The organism is Streptomyces hydrogenans, assembly GCF_014656075.1.
Classification (GTDB): Bacteria; Actinomycetota; Actinomycetes; order Streptomycetales; family Streptomycetaceae; genus Streptomyces; species Streptomyces hydrogenans.
Genome location: NZ_BNBS01000166.1, coordinates 1 through 14,353 on the forward strand (window position 1 = coordinate 1; position 14,353 = coordinate 14,353).

Here is a 14,353-nt window from a genome sequence, read left to right on the forward strand (position 1 = left end):
GCGGCACGGGCGGGACCGGCGGCGAGGCGGGCGGCGTGCGGGGCGGCGGCGCGGGCACCCCCTCCCCGGAGCCCACGGCCGAGCCGACCCCGAGCCCGGAGCCGACCCAGGAGCCGACGCCGGAGCCCACGCCCGAGCCGACCTCGAACCCGACCGATCCGCCGAGTGAGGGACCCTCGACCCAGCTGGGCGGTCTGCGGGCGGCCGGTGCGGCCACCGAACCGGCGGCATCGCCGCAGGTCAGCCCGGTATGAGACGTACGTCACCCTGATCGGTTTGCCAGAGGTGGGGGGGAGTGCGTATGGTGGTAGATCGTTTGATCCCATTTGCCCGGCGCCACCATCGAAGAGCGCCGTGACTGGCGCGTACTCTCCCCTTGCCGTGGCTGACCGCATTGAGGCGGTCTTTAAGGCGAAACACGGAGTTGACGGGCGCGTGCCGAGACTCCGGAAGGTTTCGCATTTCGCATGTCCATTTCCAGTTCTGACCACACCGTCATGCCCGAGAACGACGAGATCGTCGAGATCACCGAGATCACCGAGATCGTCGAGCTGGCCGACGACGCGGAGATCACCGACGAGGCCGTCGAGACCGACGAGCTCTCCGACGAGTTCTCCGACGAGGCCGACGACACCGACTCCGACGCGGCCCCCGAGATCACCTTCGGTGACCTGGGCCTGCCCGAGGGCGTCGTCCGCAAGCTCGCGCAGAACGGCGTGACCACCCCCTTCCCGATCCAGGCCGCGACCATCCCGGACGCCCTGGCCGGCAAGGACATCCTGGGCCGCGGCCGCACCGGCTCCGGCAAGACCCTCTCCTTCGGTCTCCCGCTGCTCGCCACCCTGGCCGGCGGTCACACCGACAAGAAGAAGCCCCGCGGCGTCATCCTCACCCCGACCCGTGAGCTCGCGATGCAGGTCGCGGACGCCCTCCAGCCCTACGGCGACGTGCTCGGCCTCAAGATGAAGGTCGTCTGCGGCGGTACGTCGATGGGCAACCAGATCTACGCCCTGGAGCGCGGCGTCGACATCCTCGTCGCCACCCCGGGCCGTCTGCGCGACATCATCAACCGCGGCGCCTGCTCCCTGGAGCAGGTCCAGATCGCCGTCCTCGACGAGGCCGACCAGATGGCCGACCTGGGCTTCCTGCCCGAGGTCACCGAGCTGCTCGACCAGGTCCCGGCCGGCGGCCAGCGCCTCCTCTTCTCCGCCACCCTGGAGAACGAGATCGACAGCCTGGTCAAGCGCTACCTGGTGAACCCGATCACGCACGAGGTCGACCCGTCGGCCGGCGCCGTGACGACCATGACCCACCACGTCCTCGTCGTGAAGCCGAAGGACAAGGCCCCGGTCACCGCCGCCATCGCCGCCCGCAAGGGCCGCACCATCATCTTCGTCCGCACCCAGCTCGGTGCCGACCGCATCGCGGAGCAGCTGCGCGACGCCGGTGTGAAGGCCGACGCCCTGCACGGCGGCATGACCCAGGGCGCCCGTACGCGCACCCTGGCCGACTTCAAGGACGGCTACGTCAACGCGCTCGTCGCGACCGACGTCGCCGCCCGCGGCATCCACGTCGACGGCATCGACCTGGTCCTGAACGTGGACCCGGCCGGCGACCACAAGGACTACCTGCACCGCTCGGGCCGCACCGCCCGCGCCGGCCGCTCCGGTGTCGTGGTCTCCCTGGCCCTGCCGCACCAGCGCCGCCAGATCTTCCGCCTGATGGAGGACGCGGGCGTCGACGCCACGCGCCACATCGTCGGCGGTGCCGGCGCCTTCGACCCCGAGGTCGCCGAGATCACCGGCGCCCGTTCGCTGACCGAGGTCCAGGCCGACTCCGCGAACAACTCGGCCAAGCAGGCCGAGCGCGAGGTCGTCGACCTGACCAAGCAGCTGGAGCGCCTCCAGCGCCGCGCCGTCGAGCTCCGCGAGGAGGCCGACCGCCTCGTCGCGCAGGCCGCCCGCGAGCGCGGTGAGGACCCGGAGAGCGCCGTCGCCGAGGTCACCGAGGCCGCCGAGGCCGAGGTCGCCGCCGCGGCCGCCGACGCCGAGCGCGCCGCCCGCGAGGAGCAGCGCCGCGAGGAGCGTCCGGCCCGCGACGAGCGGGGCAACTACGAGCGCCGTGACCGCGGTGGCTTCAACCGTGACGACCGCGGTGACCGCGGCGGCTTCCGCGGTGGCGACCGCGGTGGCTTCCGTCGGGACAACGACCGTCCGTCCGGCGGCTTCCGCCGCGACGACCGTCCCTCGGGCGGCTTCAACCGCGACGACCGCGGTGGCGACCGTGGCGGCTTCCGCCGCGACGACCGTCCGTCCGGTGGCTTCCGCCGCGACAACGACCGTCCGTCGTTCCGCGACCGTGACGACCGCGGTGGCGACCGTGGCGGCTTCCGCCGCGACGACCGTCCGTCCGGCGGCTTCCGCCGCGACAACGACCGTCCCTCGGGCGGCTTCCGCGACCGTGACGACCGCGGCGGCGACCGCGGCGACCGTGGCGGCGACCGAGGTGGCTTCCGTCGGGACAACGACCGTCCGTCCGGTGGCTTCCGCCGCGACGACCGTCCCTCGGGCGGTTTCCGCCGTGACGACCGTCCGTCCGGTGGCTTCCGCCGCGACAACGACCGTCCGTTCAACCGCGACCGCCGCGACGACCGTCCCTCGGGCGGCTTCCGCCGCGACGACCGCCCGTCCGGCGGCTTCCGCCGCGACGACCACCGCCCGTCCGGCTCCTCTTCCTCCTCCTTCGGAGGCGGCCGCCGCGACGACAAGCCCCGCTGGAAGCGCAACGGCTGACCCGGTGTGACCTGACACCCCCGACGAACCCCCGTGACACCCGCTGTCACGGGGGTTCGTCGCGTCCGGCGCCGGAAAGCCCGCCCCCGGCCGTACAACCGTCACGGGGTCGGGCCGGTCTCGTACAGGGACACGGGATACGCTCGCCCGTCCGGTGTCCACGTCCTGCCGCACCGCTGGAACACCTCCCGGGGAGGGGCCCACTTGTCTCGCACCACATCCGCGCGACGCCCTCGCGCGCGCGCCGTCCTGCTCGCCGCCGTTCTCGCGGCCGCCGGGGCGGGGCTCGGGCCCGTCGCGCTGCCGGTCGCCGTGGCCGCGCCGGGGGCGCCGGTGGTCGGCATCGACCAGGTGGACGTCGATCCGGACTGGCGGGCCGTGCCGCGGGGCGAGGTCGTCACCTCCGCCTCGGCGTCCGGGTACGCGCACGCGACCGAGGACGGCAGCGACCTCACCGACGACCCGCTGGTGTGGACGGACTTCGCGAGCGGCACCGACACCCGGCTCGGGTACGCGGCGCACGAGTGGTTCGGCGAGGCGGGGATCGGCGGGCGGTACGCGTACGTGGAGCCGCAGCCGGGGGCGTACGCGGTCCGCGACCTCGCCACCGGCGTCCAGCGGGCCTTCACCCTGGCGTCGGACACGACCTACGCGGGCCTGCTCGGCGGGGCCGTGCTCCTCCGCAAGGGCGCCGGCTTCCAGCTGGTCCCTGCCGCCGCGCCCGCCGGCACCCCGACCGCCGTCACCGGCTGGCCCGGCGACGCGGACCTGTCCACCGCGCGGCTCGTCGCGGGAGACGGGGCCACGGCCGTGATCCGCTTCGCGACGGCCGGCGGGGACCCGTACACCTTCACCCGCCTGGGCCTCGTCGACCTGACGACCGGGCGGGTCACCGCCGTGGCGGCGGCCACCCCCACCGGCAGCGGCGGCGGCCTCGCGCCCGTCGCCCTCAGCGCGGACCGGCTCGCCTGGGTGGACGCCGCCCGCACCGTGCACGTCCGCCTCCGCACCGACCCGGGCGGCGCGGAGCGGACCTTCCCGCTCCCCGACGGCCTCGACGGCGGGGGCCGGATCGGGCTCGTGGGTGAGTGGGTGCTCGCCGCCGGCCAGGCCCAGGGCGCGGACGCGGCCCTGCGGCGGCGGATCGTCGCCCTCCACCCGGACGGGCCGGAGGTGACCCTCCTCCAGCGGGCGCAGGCCGAGATCAACCAGGTCGACGGGGGCGGCGCCGCCGTCGTCGGCGGCACCGGCGCGACCGACTGGGCCCTGCTCAAGGTGGTGACCGGCAAGGACGGCACCCCGTTCCTGGAGAAGCTCGCCGCGCCCGTCCCGCCGGTGCCCGCCGCCGTGGAGTCCCTGGCGCTCGGCGCCGGCCGGCTCTCCACCCTGGAGAACGGCGGCGCGGCCGGCCGCGGCTTCGCCGAACGGTCCCTGCCCGTCGGCCCCCTGCACACCGGCCAGTCGAAGCCGGTCCGGCTCGGCACCGGGACGCAGGGCGTGGACCCGGGCACCCCGCTCCACGACACCGGCGACGGCCGGACCGTGCACGTCGCCGAGGACGCCGGCATCCGGCAGGTCGTCGCCCGCGACGCCTCGGGCCGGGTGACCCGGGTGCCGACCGGGGAGCCGCGCGGGCAGATCGCCGACGCCGCCGGACGCTGGGTGGTCTTCCAGGGCGACACCCGCACCCTCGTCGTCGACCTCGACGCGCCCGCCGGCGGCCCGCAGGTCCCGCGCGGCCTGACCCGGACGGCGGCGACCGTCTGGGGCGACACCCTCTTCACCTCGACCGCCGTGACCGGCGAGGTCGCCCGGACCGACCTCGGCACCGGCAAGGACCTCGGCAAGCTCACCGGCGTCGCCCCGTGCCCGGTGACCGAGTACCAGTCGGCCGCCGGACGCTGGCTGTACTGGACGTGCGCCGACGGCCGGCAGGGCGTGTACGACCTCCGCGCCCGGACCAGAACCACCCTCGGCACCAGGGCGCCGAGCGGGGTCCTGCTCGGCGACGGCTACCTCGTGGACCGCGAGCCGAGCGGCACCCGGCTGCGGGTCACCGACCTCCACGACGGCCAGGTCCGCACCGGCTTCCTCGACGCCGCCGCGCCCGTCACCGGCGAACGCCGCGTCACCTGGGCCGTCGACCGCTTCGGCGGCGCCGTGGCCTACCGGGGCGCCGACCAGCGGGTGCACGTCGTCTGGACCGACGTGCCCACCTCCGACCTGACCCTCGCCTCCGTCTCCGCCCCGGCCGCCCTGCCGATGCCGGGAAGCTGGCGGGCGTCCTGGACGCTGTCCAAGCCCGCCTCGACGTACGAGGCGAGCGTGGTGGACGGGTACAGCTTCAAGCCGGTGCGGACCTACCGGGGGACGGAGACCCGCGGCCGGATCAGCCTCACCTGGGACGGGCGGAACGCGGCGGGCGTGCCCGTGCCGAACGGGCGGTACATCTGGGAGGTGCGCGCCCTCACCGCCGACGGCAAGGGCCGCAACCTGTACTCCAACGGCTCGTTCACCGTCTCCGGCAGCGCGCCCCGCTACCGCGACCTCGCCGGCAACGACGCCCAGGGCGACCTCCTCGCCGTGACCGCCGACGGGGCCGTCTCCCTCTACCGCGGCAACGGCCTCGGCGGGCTGTCCGCCCGCACCACCGCCTCCGGCGCCGCCTTCCCGTCCGGCACCCTCCTCGTCCCCTTCGGCGACGTGAACGCCGACGGCTGCGTCGACGTCCTCGGTCGCGTCGGCAACGAACTGCGCGCCTACCGGCCCGGCTGCGGCAAGGTCGTCACGGCCTCGTCGCCGTACACCTCCGTCGGCTCCGGCTGGGCCCAGTACGACGTCCTCGCCTCGCCCGGCGACGTCAACGGCGACGGCCGCTCCGACCTGATCGCCCGCCAGGCCACCACCGGCGACATGTACTTCTACGCCGGCACCGCCGACCACCGCCTCGCCTCCCGCGTCCGCGTCGGCGTCGACTGGAGGCTCTACAAGCGGATCACCGCCGCCGGCGACCTCGACGGCGACGGCCGCGGCGACCTCCTCGGCGTCGACGCCGCCGGCGTCCTCTGGGCCTACTTCGGCACCCCGACCGGCGGCGTCACCGCGCGCGTCCGGGTCGGCGGCGGCTGGCAGGTCTACACGGCCCTCCAGGGCACCGGCGACCTCGACGGCGACGGCGACAGCGACCTCGTCGGGCGCGACGCCGCCGGCCGCCTGTACGCCTACTACAGCTACGGCGAAGGCCGCACGGCGAACCGCTTCACCGCCCGCGAGCTCATCGGCTCCGGCGGCTGGAACACCTTCCGCGCCCTCTTCTGACCCCACCGCGCCGCGCCCCCGCCCGGGGCGCGGCGCGGCGGTATCCGATACCCGATCGGTTAGCCGGGCCCGTCCGGCTATGCTGCACGGAGTGCTCGCACACGGGCCGTTAGCTCAATTGGCAGAGCAGTGGACTTTTAATCCATTGGTTGTGGGTTCGAGTCCCACACGGCCTACCAGCACCCGAAGCGCCCCACCGGAACCCCCGGCCGGGGCGCTTCGTCGTGTCCGCGCCGTCGTCCGCGCGCGGGGCACCGAGCCCGGGACGCCCTGCGGCGTGACCCGTACCCCGCGGTCCGGGACCATGTCTGAGGCGGTGTCACCGGTGTGGTGATCTTCCGTCGAACGGATGCTTCCGCGGGGTGACCCGGGGGAGGCTGGGGGAGTCTTGGAAGGGTGGAGGTGGGGTCGGTGAACGGGGACACGCGGTGGTGGGACGACCGTTCGGGCGCGGGTGCCCGGACGGTGACCGCCGGTGCGGCGCGGGATCTGGCGCGGTGGGCGCTGGCCGCGGCCGGGGCGGCGGTGGTCGTGCTGCTGCTGGCGCTGAGCGGCGGCGGGCTGCTGGTGCTGCTCAGCGGAGTGGTGGGGCTCGTGGCGGGGGCCGTGGGGCTGTGGTGGTTCGTCGCGCACCGGGGGCCGTTGCGGGTCGCGGGCGCGGCGCTGCTGGTGGGGGCGCCGGTCGGGGTGCTCGTGCTGTACGTGGTCGGCGGCCTGTGGGTCTACGCGCTGACCGCGCTCGGGCTGTGGGGCGCCGCGCTCGGCTGTGCCCGGGCCGCGTTGCGCAGGCCGGGCGAGGTGCCCGACGGGCCCGCGCCGGCCGTGGCCGCCGCCCGGCCCCGTCAGGCCGTGCTGATCATGAACCCGAAGTCGGGCGGCGGGAAGGTCGAGCGGTTCGGGCTCGTCCGCAAGGCCGAACGGCTGGGCGCCCGGGTCGTACTGCTCGACCCGTCCGTCCCCGCCGACGTCACGGCGCTCGCCCGGAAGGCGGTCGCGGACGGCGCCGACCTGCTCGGGGTCGCGGGCGGCGACGGCACCCAGGCCCTGGTCGCGGCGGTCGCCGCCGAGCACGACCTGCCGTTCCTGGTGATCTCGGCGGGCACCCGCAACCACTTCGCCATGGACCTCGGGCTCGACCGGAACGATCCGGCGGCCTGTCTGGAGGCGCTCACCGACGGCGAGGAGCTCCGCGTCGATCTCGGCACGGTCGCCGGCCGGCCGTTCGTCAACACCGTCTCCTTCGGGGTGTACGCGGACGTGGTGCAGCGGCCGGAGTACCGCGACGCCAAGGCCGAGACGGCGTTCGAGGCGCTGCCCGACCTGCTCCAGGGCGGGCTGGGCGACCGGCTCGACGCGACCGCCGACGCCACCCGGCTGCCGGGCCAGCAGGCGATCCTGATCAGCAACAACCCGTACGCCGCGCCGGATCCGTTCAGCGCGGCCGCCGGGCACCGCACCCGTCTGGACAGCGGCCGGCTCGGGGTCATCGGCATCCGGGTGGACGGTGCGGCGCACGCCGCCGAGCTGGTCGTGCTCGGGACGCAGTCCGCCGCGCTCAACGTCCTGACCGCGCAGCGCGTCGAAGTCCACGGAGGGGTCACCAACGCCGGCGTGCCGAAGGCGGAGGGGAGCGTGCCGGTGGCCGTGGACGGGGAGGCGCTCGTCCTGCCCACCCCGGTCGTCTGCGAACTGCGGCCGGGCGCCCTGCGGGTGCTGGTGCCGCGCGCCCGGCCGGGAGTGGTTCCGCCGCCTCCGCCGTTGGACTGGCGGAGGATCATCCGGATCGCCTTCCCGGACCAGTACGGTCCCGGCCCTTCGAACCGTCCGAGGACCCCGTCCGAAGACCCTTACAGGAGTGGCGCATGAGCGACGAGAGCACGTACGAGGGCGGGCCCGGTCCCGGCGAGGGGCGGGCGGACGCGTTCGCGGCCCCGGCGGCCGGTCCGGTGCGGATGCGGGACCGGCCGCGGGCCGCGGTCTCCACCGGCAAGGCCGTGCTGCACGACCTGCGGGCCGTGGACGGCGCCGTGTACGGGGCGGTGGCGGCCACGCCCACGCCCGCCCTGGACGTGGGCCTGCGCCGGCTGTCGAACGCCGCCGACCACTCGAAGATCTCCTTCGCCGTCGCCGCCGGGCTGGCCCTCTTCCCGGGCCGGCCGCGCCGCGCGGCGCTCATGGGCGTCGGCGCGATCGCGATCGCCTCGGCGACGGCGAACATCCTCGGCAAGCGGCTGGTCCGCCGGCCGCGCCCGGACCGGGAGGCGGCCCGGGTGGTGGCCGGCCGGCACGTCCCGATGCCGGAGTCGGCCTCCTTCCCGTCCGGCCACACCGCCTCGGCGGTCGCCTTCGCCACCGCCGCCGGGGTGGCGCTGCCGCCCGCGGCGGTGCCGCTGGGGCTGCTCGCCTCGGCGGTCGGCTACTCCCGCGTCCACACCGGGGTCCACTACCCCGGCGACGTGGCCGCCGGCGCCGTCCTCGGCCTCGCCAGCGGCGCCGCCTCCCTGGCCATCGGCGCGTCCCTGCTGAAGGCGCGCGACGCCGGGTCCTGACGCCCGGACCGCCGTCCCGCGCGGGGCCCGGCCCGGGCGCGGGACGGCGGCGGGTCAGTCCGGGTAGACCGCGCGGTCCAGGGCCTCCTGCGGGATGTCCAGGGCGGCGATGCGGTCCGGGTCGGCGAGGACGTGCAGCTGGACGATGCGGTCGCCGGCGATGGTGAAGGCCATGAGCGCGGTCGCCTTGCCGTCGACGACCGACAGGACGGCCGGTTGGCCGTTGACGACGATCGACAGCGACGCCTTGCGGAAGCTCGCGTACATGACGGCCTGCCGGATGATCGCCTCGGCGCCGTGGACCAGCTTGGAGGTGCCGGCGAGGAGCACGCCGCCGTCGGCGCGCAGCACCGCGTCCGGGTCGAGGACGGCGAGCAGTCCCTCGAAGTCGCCGCCCTGGGAGGCGGCCAGGAAGGCGTCGGCGATCTCCCGCTGGCGGCGCGCGTCGGGCCCGGGCCCGGGGGTGGCGTCCTGGACGCGGCGCCGTGCCCGGCTGGCCAGCTGCCGGGTCGCCGCCGGAGTGCGGTCCACGATCCGCGCGATCTCGTCGAAGGAGACGGCGAACATGTCGTGCAGCACGAAGGCGAGCCGCTCGGCCGGCGCGAGGGTCTCCAGGACGATGAGCAGCGCGAGGCCGACGGACTCGGTCAGCTCGGCCGCGTGCTCCGGGTCGCCGGCGCCGGGGACGTGCACGATCGGGTCCGGGACGTGGTGGTCGAGCGGGTCCTCGCGCCGGGAGCCGCGCGAGCGCAGCATGTCCAGGCAGACCCGGCCGATGACCGTGGTGAGCCAGCCGGTGAGGTTGGCGACCCCGCTCACGTCGGTGCGGCTGAGCTTGAACCAGGTCTCCTGGACCGCGTCCTCCGCCTCGCTGAGCGACCCCAGCATGCGGTAGGCGACGGCCCGCAGGTGTCCGCGGTCCGCGTCGAAGCGGCGCGCCAGCGCGTCCGCGTCGAGCCCGCCGGTGCGCTCCACCGTACTGTCGTCCATCTGTCGAACTCCCCCTTCGCGTCCCGTCATGCCTCCATGACGGATCGGATCCCCAGGATGTGACAGCGGAGCGGCGGCGCCCCGCGCGCGTGGTCGCGCCCGTACGGCTGCCGCGGCTCCCCGCACGTCTCGGCGCGTGAGATCCACGCCGCCCGGCGCCCATCGCCCGGGTTTCCCCGGCCGAGGGGCGCGAGTGCCGTGGAACGCCACTTCAGCGCGATGATCATCATCCGTAGATTGATCACCATGACGACGACAGGCACCCGGGTCAACCCCGTACTGCGCACCCCGCCGGCCCCGCCCGCCGCCGCGGCCGCCTACTTCTCCGCCAGCCTCGCGTTCCACGCGGACGTCTCCGACGTGGCCTCCGCCCTGGCCGACGCCCGCGCCACCGGCACCGACCCCGGCTTCGTGGTGATCGACACCCGCTCGACCGCCTCCTGGGACCAGGGCCACGTCCCCGAGGCCCTGCACCTCCCCACCGCGCTCATCCCCGAGCAGGCGGAGCGGATCCTCGACAAGTCCGTCCCGGTCGTCACCTACTGCTGGGGCCCCGGCTGCAACGGCGCCACGCGCGCGGCGCTCGCCCTCGCCGAGCTGGGCTTCCAGGTGAAGGAGATGCTCGGCGGCTTCGAGTACTGGGCGCGCGAGGGCTTCGCGTACGAGACCTGGGAAGGTCCCGGTCAGCGGGCCGCCGACCCGCTGACGGCCCCGGTCGACGCCGAGGACTGCGGCTGCTGAGTATCGGATTTCGCTTTCCGCCGCCCATGCCGTAAGGTCATATTCACCGACGCGGGGTGGAGCAGCTCGGTAGCTCGCTGGGCTCATAACCCAGAGGTCGCAGGTTCAAATCCTGTCCCCGCTACTCAGTAGCACGAAGGCCCGGATCGTCTCCAGACGATCCGGGCCTTCGGCGTTTCCCGGGGATGTCGCCGCGCGGCGCCGTCCGGTTTGACCTTTACGCAACGTCAAGTTCTACGGTTCTCGGCATGGAGTGGTCGATCCAGGAGATCGCCAGGAAGGCCGGCACCACCAGCCGTACGCTCCGCCACTACGGCGAGCTGGGGCTGCTGGAGCCGAGCCGGATCGGCGCGAACGGTTACCGGTACTACGACCAGGCGGCGCTCGTCCGGCTGCAGCGGATCCTGCTGCTGCGCGAGCTCGGGCTCTCGCTGCCCGCCATCGCCGAGGTCCTCGAAGGCCAGCGGGACACCTCGGCCGCCCTGCGCACGCATCTGGCCCTCCTCCAACAGGAGCGCGAGCGCATCGGGCGGCAGATCGAGGCCGTACGGACCACTCTCCACAAGACCGAGAGAGGAGAACAGCTCATGGCCGAGGAAGTCTTCGACGGCTTCGACCACACGACGTACGAGGCGGAGGTCACCGAACGGTGGGGCCGCGAGGCGTACGAGCGGGGCGACCGCTGGTGGCGGTCGCTCGGCGAGGCCGAGAAGAAGGAGTTCATGGAGACGCAGGCCGGCATCGCCCGCGACTTCGGGGCCGCCGCCGCGGCCGGGCTCGCGGCGGACAGCGACGAGGTGCAGGCCCTGGCCCGCAGGCAGTACGACTGGCTGTCCGTGACCACCAGCCCGACCAAGGAGTACCTGATCGGGCTCGGCCAGATGTACGTGGACGACCCGAGGTTCACCAAGAACTACGACCGGCACGGCGAGGGCACCGCCGTCCTGGTCCGGGACGCCCTGACGGTGTGGGCCGAGCGGAACCTGTGACCCGGGCGGCGGCCCGGCGCCCGAAATAAGCGCTGGCCGAAACCGTCCCCGTCCGCGCCCGTCCCTTTGCGCCGGCGTGAACGCGGAACGTAACGTCATGACTCCCATGAGTGACACGATCGTGACGGACGCGCGAGGAGGAGCAGGAGGACGGGCGCCCGTCCTCCTGCTCCTCCTCGCGCTCGTCGCGCTCTTCGCCGGGCTCTGCCACGGCGCCCCCGGCCACCCGGCGCCCACCGGGCCCGGGCACGCGGCGACCGGCGCGACCGTCGCCGTGGTCGGCCCCGCCCACGGGTCCCTCCCGCACGGCTGCGGGGAGGGAGGCGAGGGCCACGCCGTCGAACTGCCGGTCTCCGCGCAGACGGCGGCCGCCCCGCAGCTCGACCCGCCGGGACCCGGCGGCGTCGTCACCCCCGGCCCCGCCGGCCCGCCGCCGGGCGCGGACCCCCGGCTCGTCCGCACCCGGGCCGGGCCCTGCCCCGGGCCCGGACGGCTGCTCATCGCCCTCGGAGTGGACCGGAACTGAGCGCCGCCCGTCGCCGCCCGCGACAGCCAGGCCCTCTCCCTTCCGGCGCACCACCCACCCCGAGGACGTACGCACCCATGCACGCCCCCGCGCGCACTCCCGCGCCCCCGCACCCGCCCCAGCCCCCGCACCCCACCGTCGGCAACACGCCCGTGCTGTGGACCGACGACGGCTACTGGGCCAAGCTCGAAGGCTTCAACGCCGGCGGCATCAAGGACCGCCCGGCGCTCCACATGGTCGAGGAGGCCCGCCGCCGCGGCGACCTGCGGCCCGGCGCCCCGATCGTCGAGTCGACCTCCGGGACCCTCGGCCTCGGCCTCGCCCTCGCCGGGGTGCTCCACGGGCACCCCGTGCACGTCGTCACCGACCCCGGTCTGGAGCCGATCGTCGAGCGGATGCTCGTCGCCCACGGCGCCACCGTCCACGTCGTCACCGAGCCGCACCCGCGCGGCGGCTGGCAGCAGGCCCGCAAGGACCGGGTCGCCGAACTCCTCGCCCGTCTCGACGGGGCCTGGTGGCCCGACCAGTACGGCAACCCCGACAACCCCGCCGCCTACGCCGGGCTCGCCGCCGAACTCTCCGGGCAGCTCGACCGGATCGACGTCCTCGTCTGCGCGGTCGGCACCGGCGGCCACTCGGCCGGCATCGCCCGCGCGCTGCGCGCCACCAGCAGCCCGGCCCTGGAGCTGGTCGGCGTCGACTCGATCCGCTCCACCGTCTTCGGACTGCCCGCCGGGGAGCGGCTGATGCGCGGCCTCGGCTCCTCCATCCACCCGGCCAACGTCGACCACGCGGCCTTCGACGAGGTCCACTGGGTGGCCCCCGCCGAGGCGGTCCGCTCCGCCCGGCGGCTCGCCGCCCGCCAGTACGCCACCGGCGGCTGGAGCGTCGGCGCGGTCGCGCTCGTGGCGGCCTGGCTGGCCCGGACCCGCCCGCGCGGGACCCGGATCGCGGCCGTCTTCCCCGACGGCCCGCAGCGCTACTTCGACACCGTCTTCAACGACGCGTACTGCGCCGCCCACGGCCTCCTCGACGGACCCGTGCGGGACGAACCGGCCGACTACGCGGGCCCGGACGGCGTCGAGGGCTGGACCCGCAGGGTCCTGGACCGGACGGCGGCCGCCCGGTGAGCACCACGACCGGCACCGCGGAAGCGCCGCCCCGCGGCGGACTCTGGAAGCGGAGCCGCAGCTTCGACCCGGCCGTCCGGCTCCTCTTCCTCAACCAGCTCACCATCAACCTCGGCTTCTACATGCTGATGCCCTATCTGGCGGCCCATCTGGCCGACGGGCTCGGCATGGCGGCCTGGGCGGTCGGACTCGTCCTCGGCGTCCGCAACCTCTCCCAGCAGGGCATGTTCCTCGTCGGCGGGGCGCTGGCCGACCGGCTCGGCTTCAAGCCGCTCATCGTCGCGGGCTGCGCGCTGCGGACCGTCGGCTTCGGCGCGCTCGCCCTCGCCCAGTCGCTGCCCTTCCTGATCGCCGCCTCGCTCGCCACCGGCCTCGCGGGCGCGCTCTTCAACCCGGCCGTCCGCGCGTGCCTGGCGGCGGAGGCGGGGGAGGAGCGCCGGGTGGAGGCGTTCGCGCTGTTCAACGCCTACTACCAGGCGGGCATCCTGCTCGGCCCGCTGGTCGGGGTCGCGCTCACCGGGGTGTCGTTCCGGCTGACCTGCGTGGTCGCGGCGCTGCTCTTCCTGGGCCTGACCCTGGTCCAGCTGCGGCACCTGCCCGTCTCGGCGGGCGGCGGCCGGCCGGGGCCGAAGGACGGCGAGGACGGCGGGACCCGGGGCCAGCTGCGCACGGTCCTCGGCAACCGGGTCTTCTGGCTCTTCTCGCTCGCCATGACCGGCTCGTACGTCCTCTCCTTCCAGGTCTACCTGGCGCTGCCGCTCGCGGCGGGCGGCACGGGCGTGACGACCGCGCTCTTCGTGGTCTCCGCGCTCGTGGCGCTCGCCGGGCAGCTGCGGATCACCGCCTGGTGCGCGGCCCGGCTCTCCCGCGAGCGGAGCCTCGTCCTCGGTCTGGCGCTGATGGGCGGCGCCTTCCTGCTGCCCGCCGTCCTCGGCCGGGGCGCGCCGGCGCTGCTGCTGTGCGCGGCGGTCCTCGCGGTGGCGAACGCGGTGCTCTACCCGTACGAGATGGACACCGTCGTCGCCCTCTCCCGGGGCCGCTGGGTGGCCACCCACTACGGGCTCTACAACACCGTGTGCGGGATCGGCATCACCCTCGGGAACCTCGGCACCGGCGTGCTGCTCGACGTCACGGGGTGGACGGCGGTCCCGTGGCTGGCGCTCTGCGCCGTCGGCCTGGGCTGCGCGGCGGCGGTCGCGGCGCTGGGGCGGGGCGGACGGCTCCGGACGGAGTAGGGGTGCGCCACGGGGCCGGGGTACGGGCCCCGTCCGGGGGCACGGCCCGGCGGGCCGGGGCCCGGTACGCCGGTCGGCCCCCC

The 14,353-nt window shown here is 75.2% G+C and carries 10 protein-coding genes, 2 tRNA genes and 1 pseudogene; 12 read left to right on the forward strand and 1 reads right to left on the reverse strand.

Annotation, left to right across the window (positions count from 1 at the left end; translation table 11 throughout):
- The 6 genes and pseudogenes from IE321_RS37605 to IE321_RS37630 all read left to right on the forward strand — a co-directional run.
- Positions 1 to 254, forward strand: a pseudogene (locus IE321_RS37605) (hypothetical protein); the annotation flags it as partial.
- 213 nt (positions 255 to 467) lie between these two features.
- Positions 468 to 2,792, forward strand: coding sequence for a DEAD/DEAH box helicase (locus tag IE321_RS37610; protein ID WP_190226208.1), 2,325 nt, complete (start codon positions 468 to 470; stop codon positions 2,790 to 2,792).
- A 204-nt stretch (positions 2,793 to 2,996) separates the two neighbouring features.
- Entirely contained in the window at positions 2,997 to 6,110 is a 3,114-nt protein-coding gene (locus IE321_RS37615) for a FlgD immunoglobulin-like domain containing protein (RefSeq protein WP_190226209.1), read from the forward strand.
- A 103-nt stretch (positions 6,111 to 6,213) separates the two neighbouring features.
- Positions 6,214 to 6,289: transfer RNA gene (locus tag IE321_RS37620), tRNA-Lys, on the forward strand.
- Positions 6,290 to 6,575: 286 nt separating this feature from the next.
- Entirely contained in the window at positions 6,576 to 7,976 is a 1,401-nt protein-coding gene (locus IE321_RS37625) for a diacylglycerol/lipid kinase family protein (RefSeq protein ID WP_190226215.1), read from the forward strand.
- 86 nt (positions 7,977 to 8,062) lie between these two features.
- Entirely contained in the window at positions 8,063 to 8,659 is a 597-nt protein-coding gene (locus tag IE321_RS37630; protein WP_190226216.1) for a phosphatase PAP2 family protein, read from the forward strand.
- A gap of 54 nt (positions 8,660 to 8,713) precedes the next feature.
- Here the strand turns inward: IE321_RS37630 and IE321_RS37635 are convergent, their stop codons facing one another.
- Positions 8,714 to 9,649 carry a sigma-70 family RNA polymerase sigma factor gene (locus IE321_RS37635; RefSeq protein WP_226652052.1) on the reverse strand — a complete coding sequence of 312 codons (936 nt, stop codon included), beginning with the start codon at positions 9,647 to 9,649 and terminating at the stop codon, positions 8,714 to 8,716.
- Between the two features lie 246 nt (positions 9,650 to 9,895).
- Here IE321_RS37635 and IE321_RS37640 point away from each other — a divergent pair, with 246 nt between their 5' ends.
- The 6 genes from IE321_RS37640 (at position 9,896) to IE321_RS37665 (ending at position 14,270) form a co-directional block, all read left to right on the forward strand.
- Positions 9,896 to 10,390 (forward strand): rhodanese-like domain-containing protein, encoded by a 495-nt coding sequence (locus IE321_RS37640; protein ID WP_190226211.1) that lies wholly within the window; start codon positions 9,896 to 9,898, stop codon positions 10,388 to 10,390.
- A gap of 50 nt (positions 10,391 to 10,440) precedes the next feature.
- Positions 10,441 to 10,514: transfer RNA gene (locus IE321_RS37645), tRNA-Met, on the forward strand.
- Positions 10,515 to 10,638: 124 nt separating this feature from the next.
- A complete protein-coding gene (locus tag IE321_RS37650; RefSeq protein ID WP_043224742.1) occupies positions 10,639 to 11,379 on the forward strand; it encodes a MerR family transcriptional regulator in 741 nt (246 codons plus the stop codon).
- 106 nt (positions 11,380 to 11,485) lie between these two features.
- Positions 11,486 to 11,905 (forward strand): hypothetical protein, encoded by a 420-nt coding sequence (locus tag IE321_RS37655; RefSeq protein WP_190226212.1) that lies wholly within the window; start codon positions 11,486 to 11,488, stop codon positions 11,903 to 11,905.
- A 77-nt stretch (positions 11,906 to 11,982) separates the two neighbouring features.
- Positions 11,983 to 13,035 carry a PLP-dependent cysteine synthase family protein gene (locus IE321_RS37660; RefSeq protein WP_190226213.1) on the forward strand — a complete coding sequence of 351 codons (1,053 nt, stop codon included), beginning with the start codon at positions 11,983 to 11,985 and terminating at the stop codon, positions 13,033 to 13,035.
- The gene (locus IE321_RS37665) at positions 13,032 to 14,270 is read left to right on the forward strand and encodes an MFS transporter (protein ID WP_190226214.1); all 1,239 of its coding nucleotides are present in this window, start codon (positions 13,032 to 13,034) and stop codon (positions 14,268 to 14,270) included. The genes IE321_RS37660 and IE321_RS37665 overlap by 4 nt, the downstream gene beginning before the upstream one ends.
- Positions 14,271 to 14,353 lie beyond the last annotated feature (83 nt).

Coding starts and splice junctions, on each gene's coding strand:
- IE321_RS37660 (WP_190226213.1), top strand. CDS start 11,983: ATGCACGCCCCCGCGCGCACTCCCGCGCCCCCGCACCCGCCCCAGCCC.
- IE321_RS37655 (WP_190226212.1), top strand. CDS start 11,486: ATGAGTGACACGATCGTGACGGACGCGCGAGGAGGAGCAGGAGGACGG.
- IE321_RS37630 (WP_190226216.1), top strand. CDS start 8,063: ATGCGGGACCGGCCGCGGGCCGCGGTCTCCACCGGCAAGGCCGTGCTG.
- IE321_RS37610 (WP_190226208.1), top strand. CDS start 468: ATGTCCATTTCCAGTTCTGACCACACCGTCATGCCCGAGAACGACGAG.
- IE321_RS37650 (WP_043224742.1), top strand. CDS start 10,639: ATGGAGTGGTCGATCCAGGAGATCGCCAGGAAGGCCGGCACCACCAGC.
- IE321_RS37640 (WP_190226211.1), top strand. CDS start 9,896: ATGACGACGACAGGCACCCGGGTCAACCCCGTACTGCGCACCCCGCCG.
- IE321_RS37635 (WP_226652052.1), bottom strand. CDS start 9,649: ATGGACGACAGTACGGTGGAGCGCACCGGCGGGCTCGACGCGGACGCG.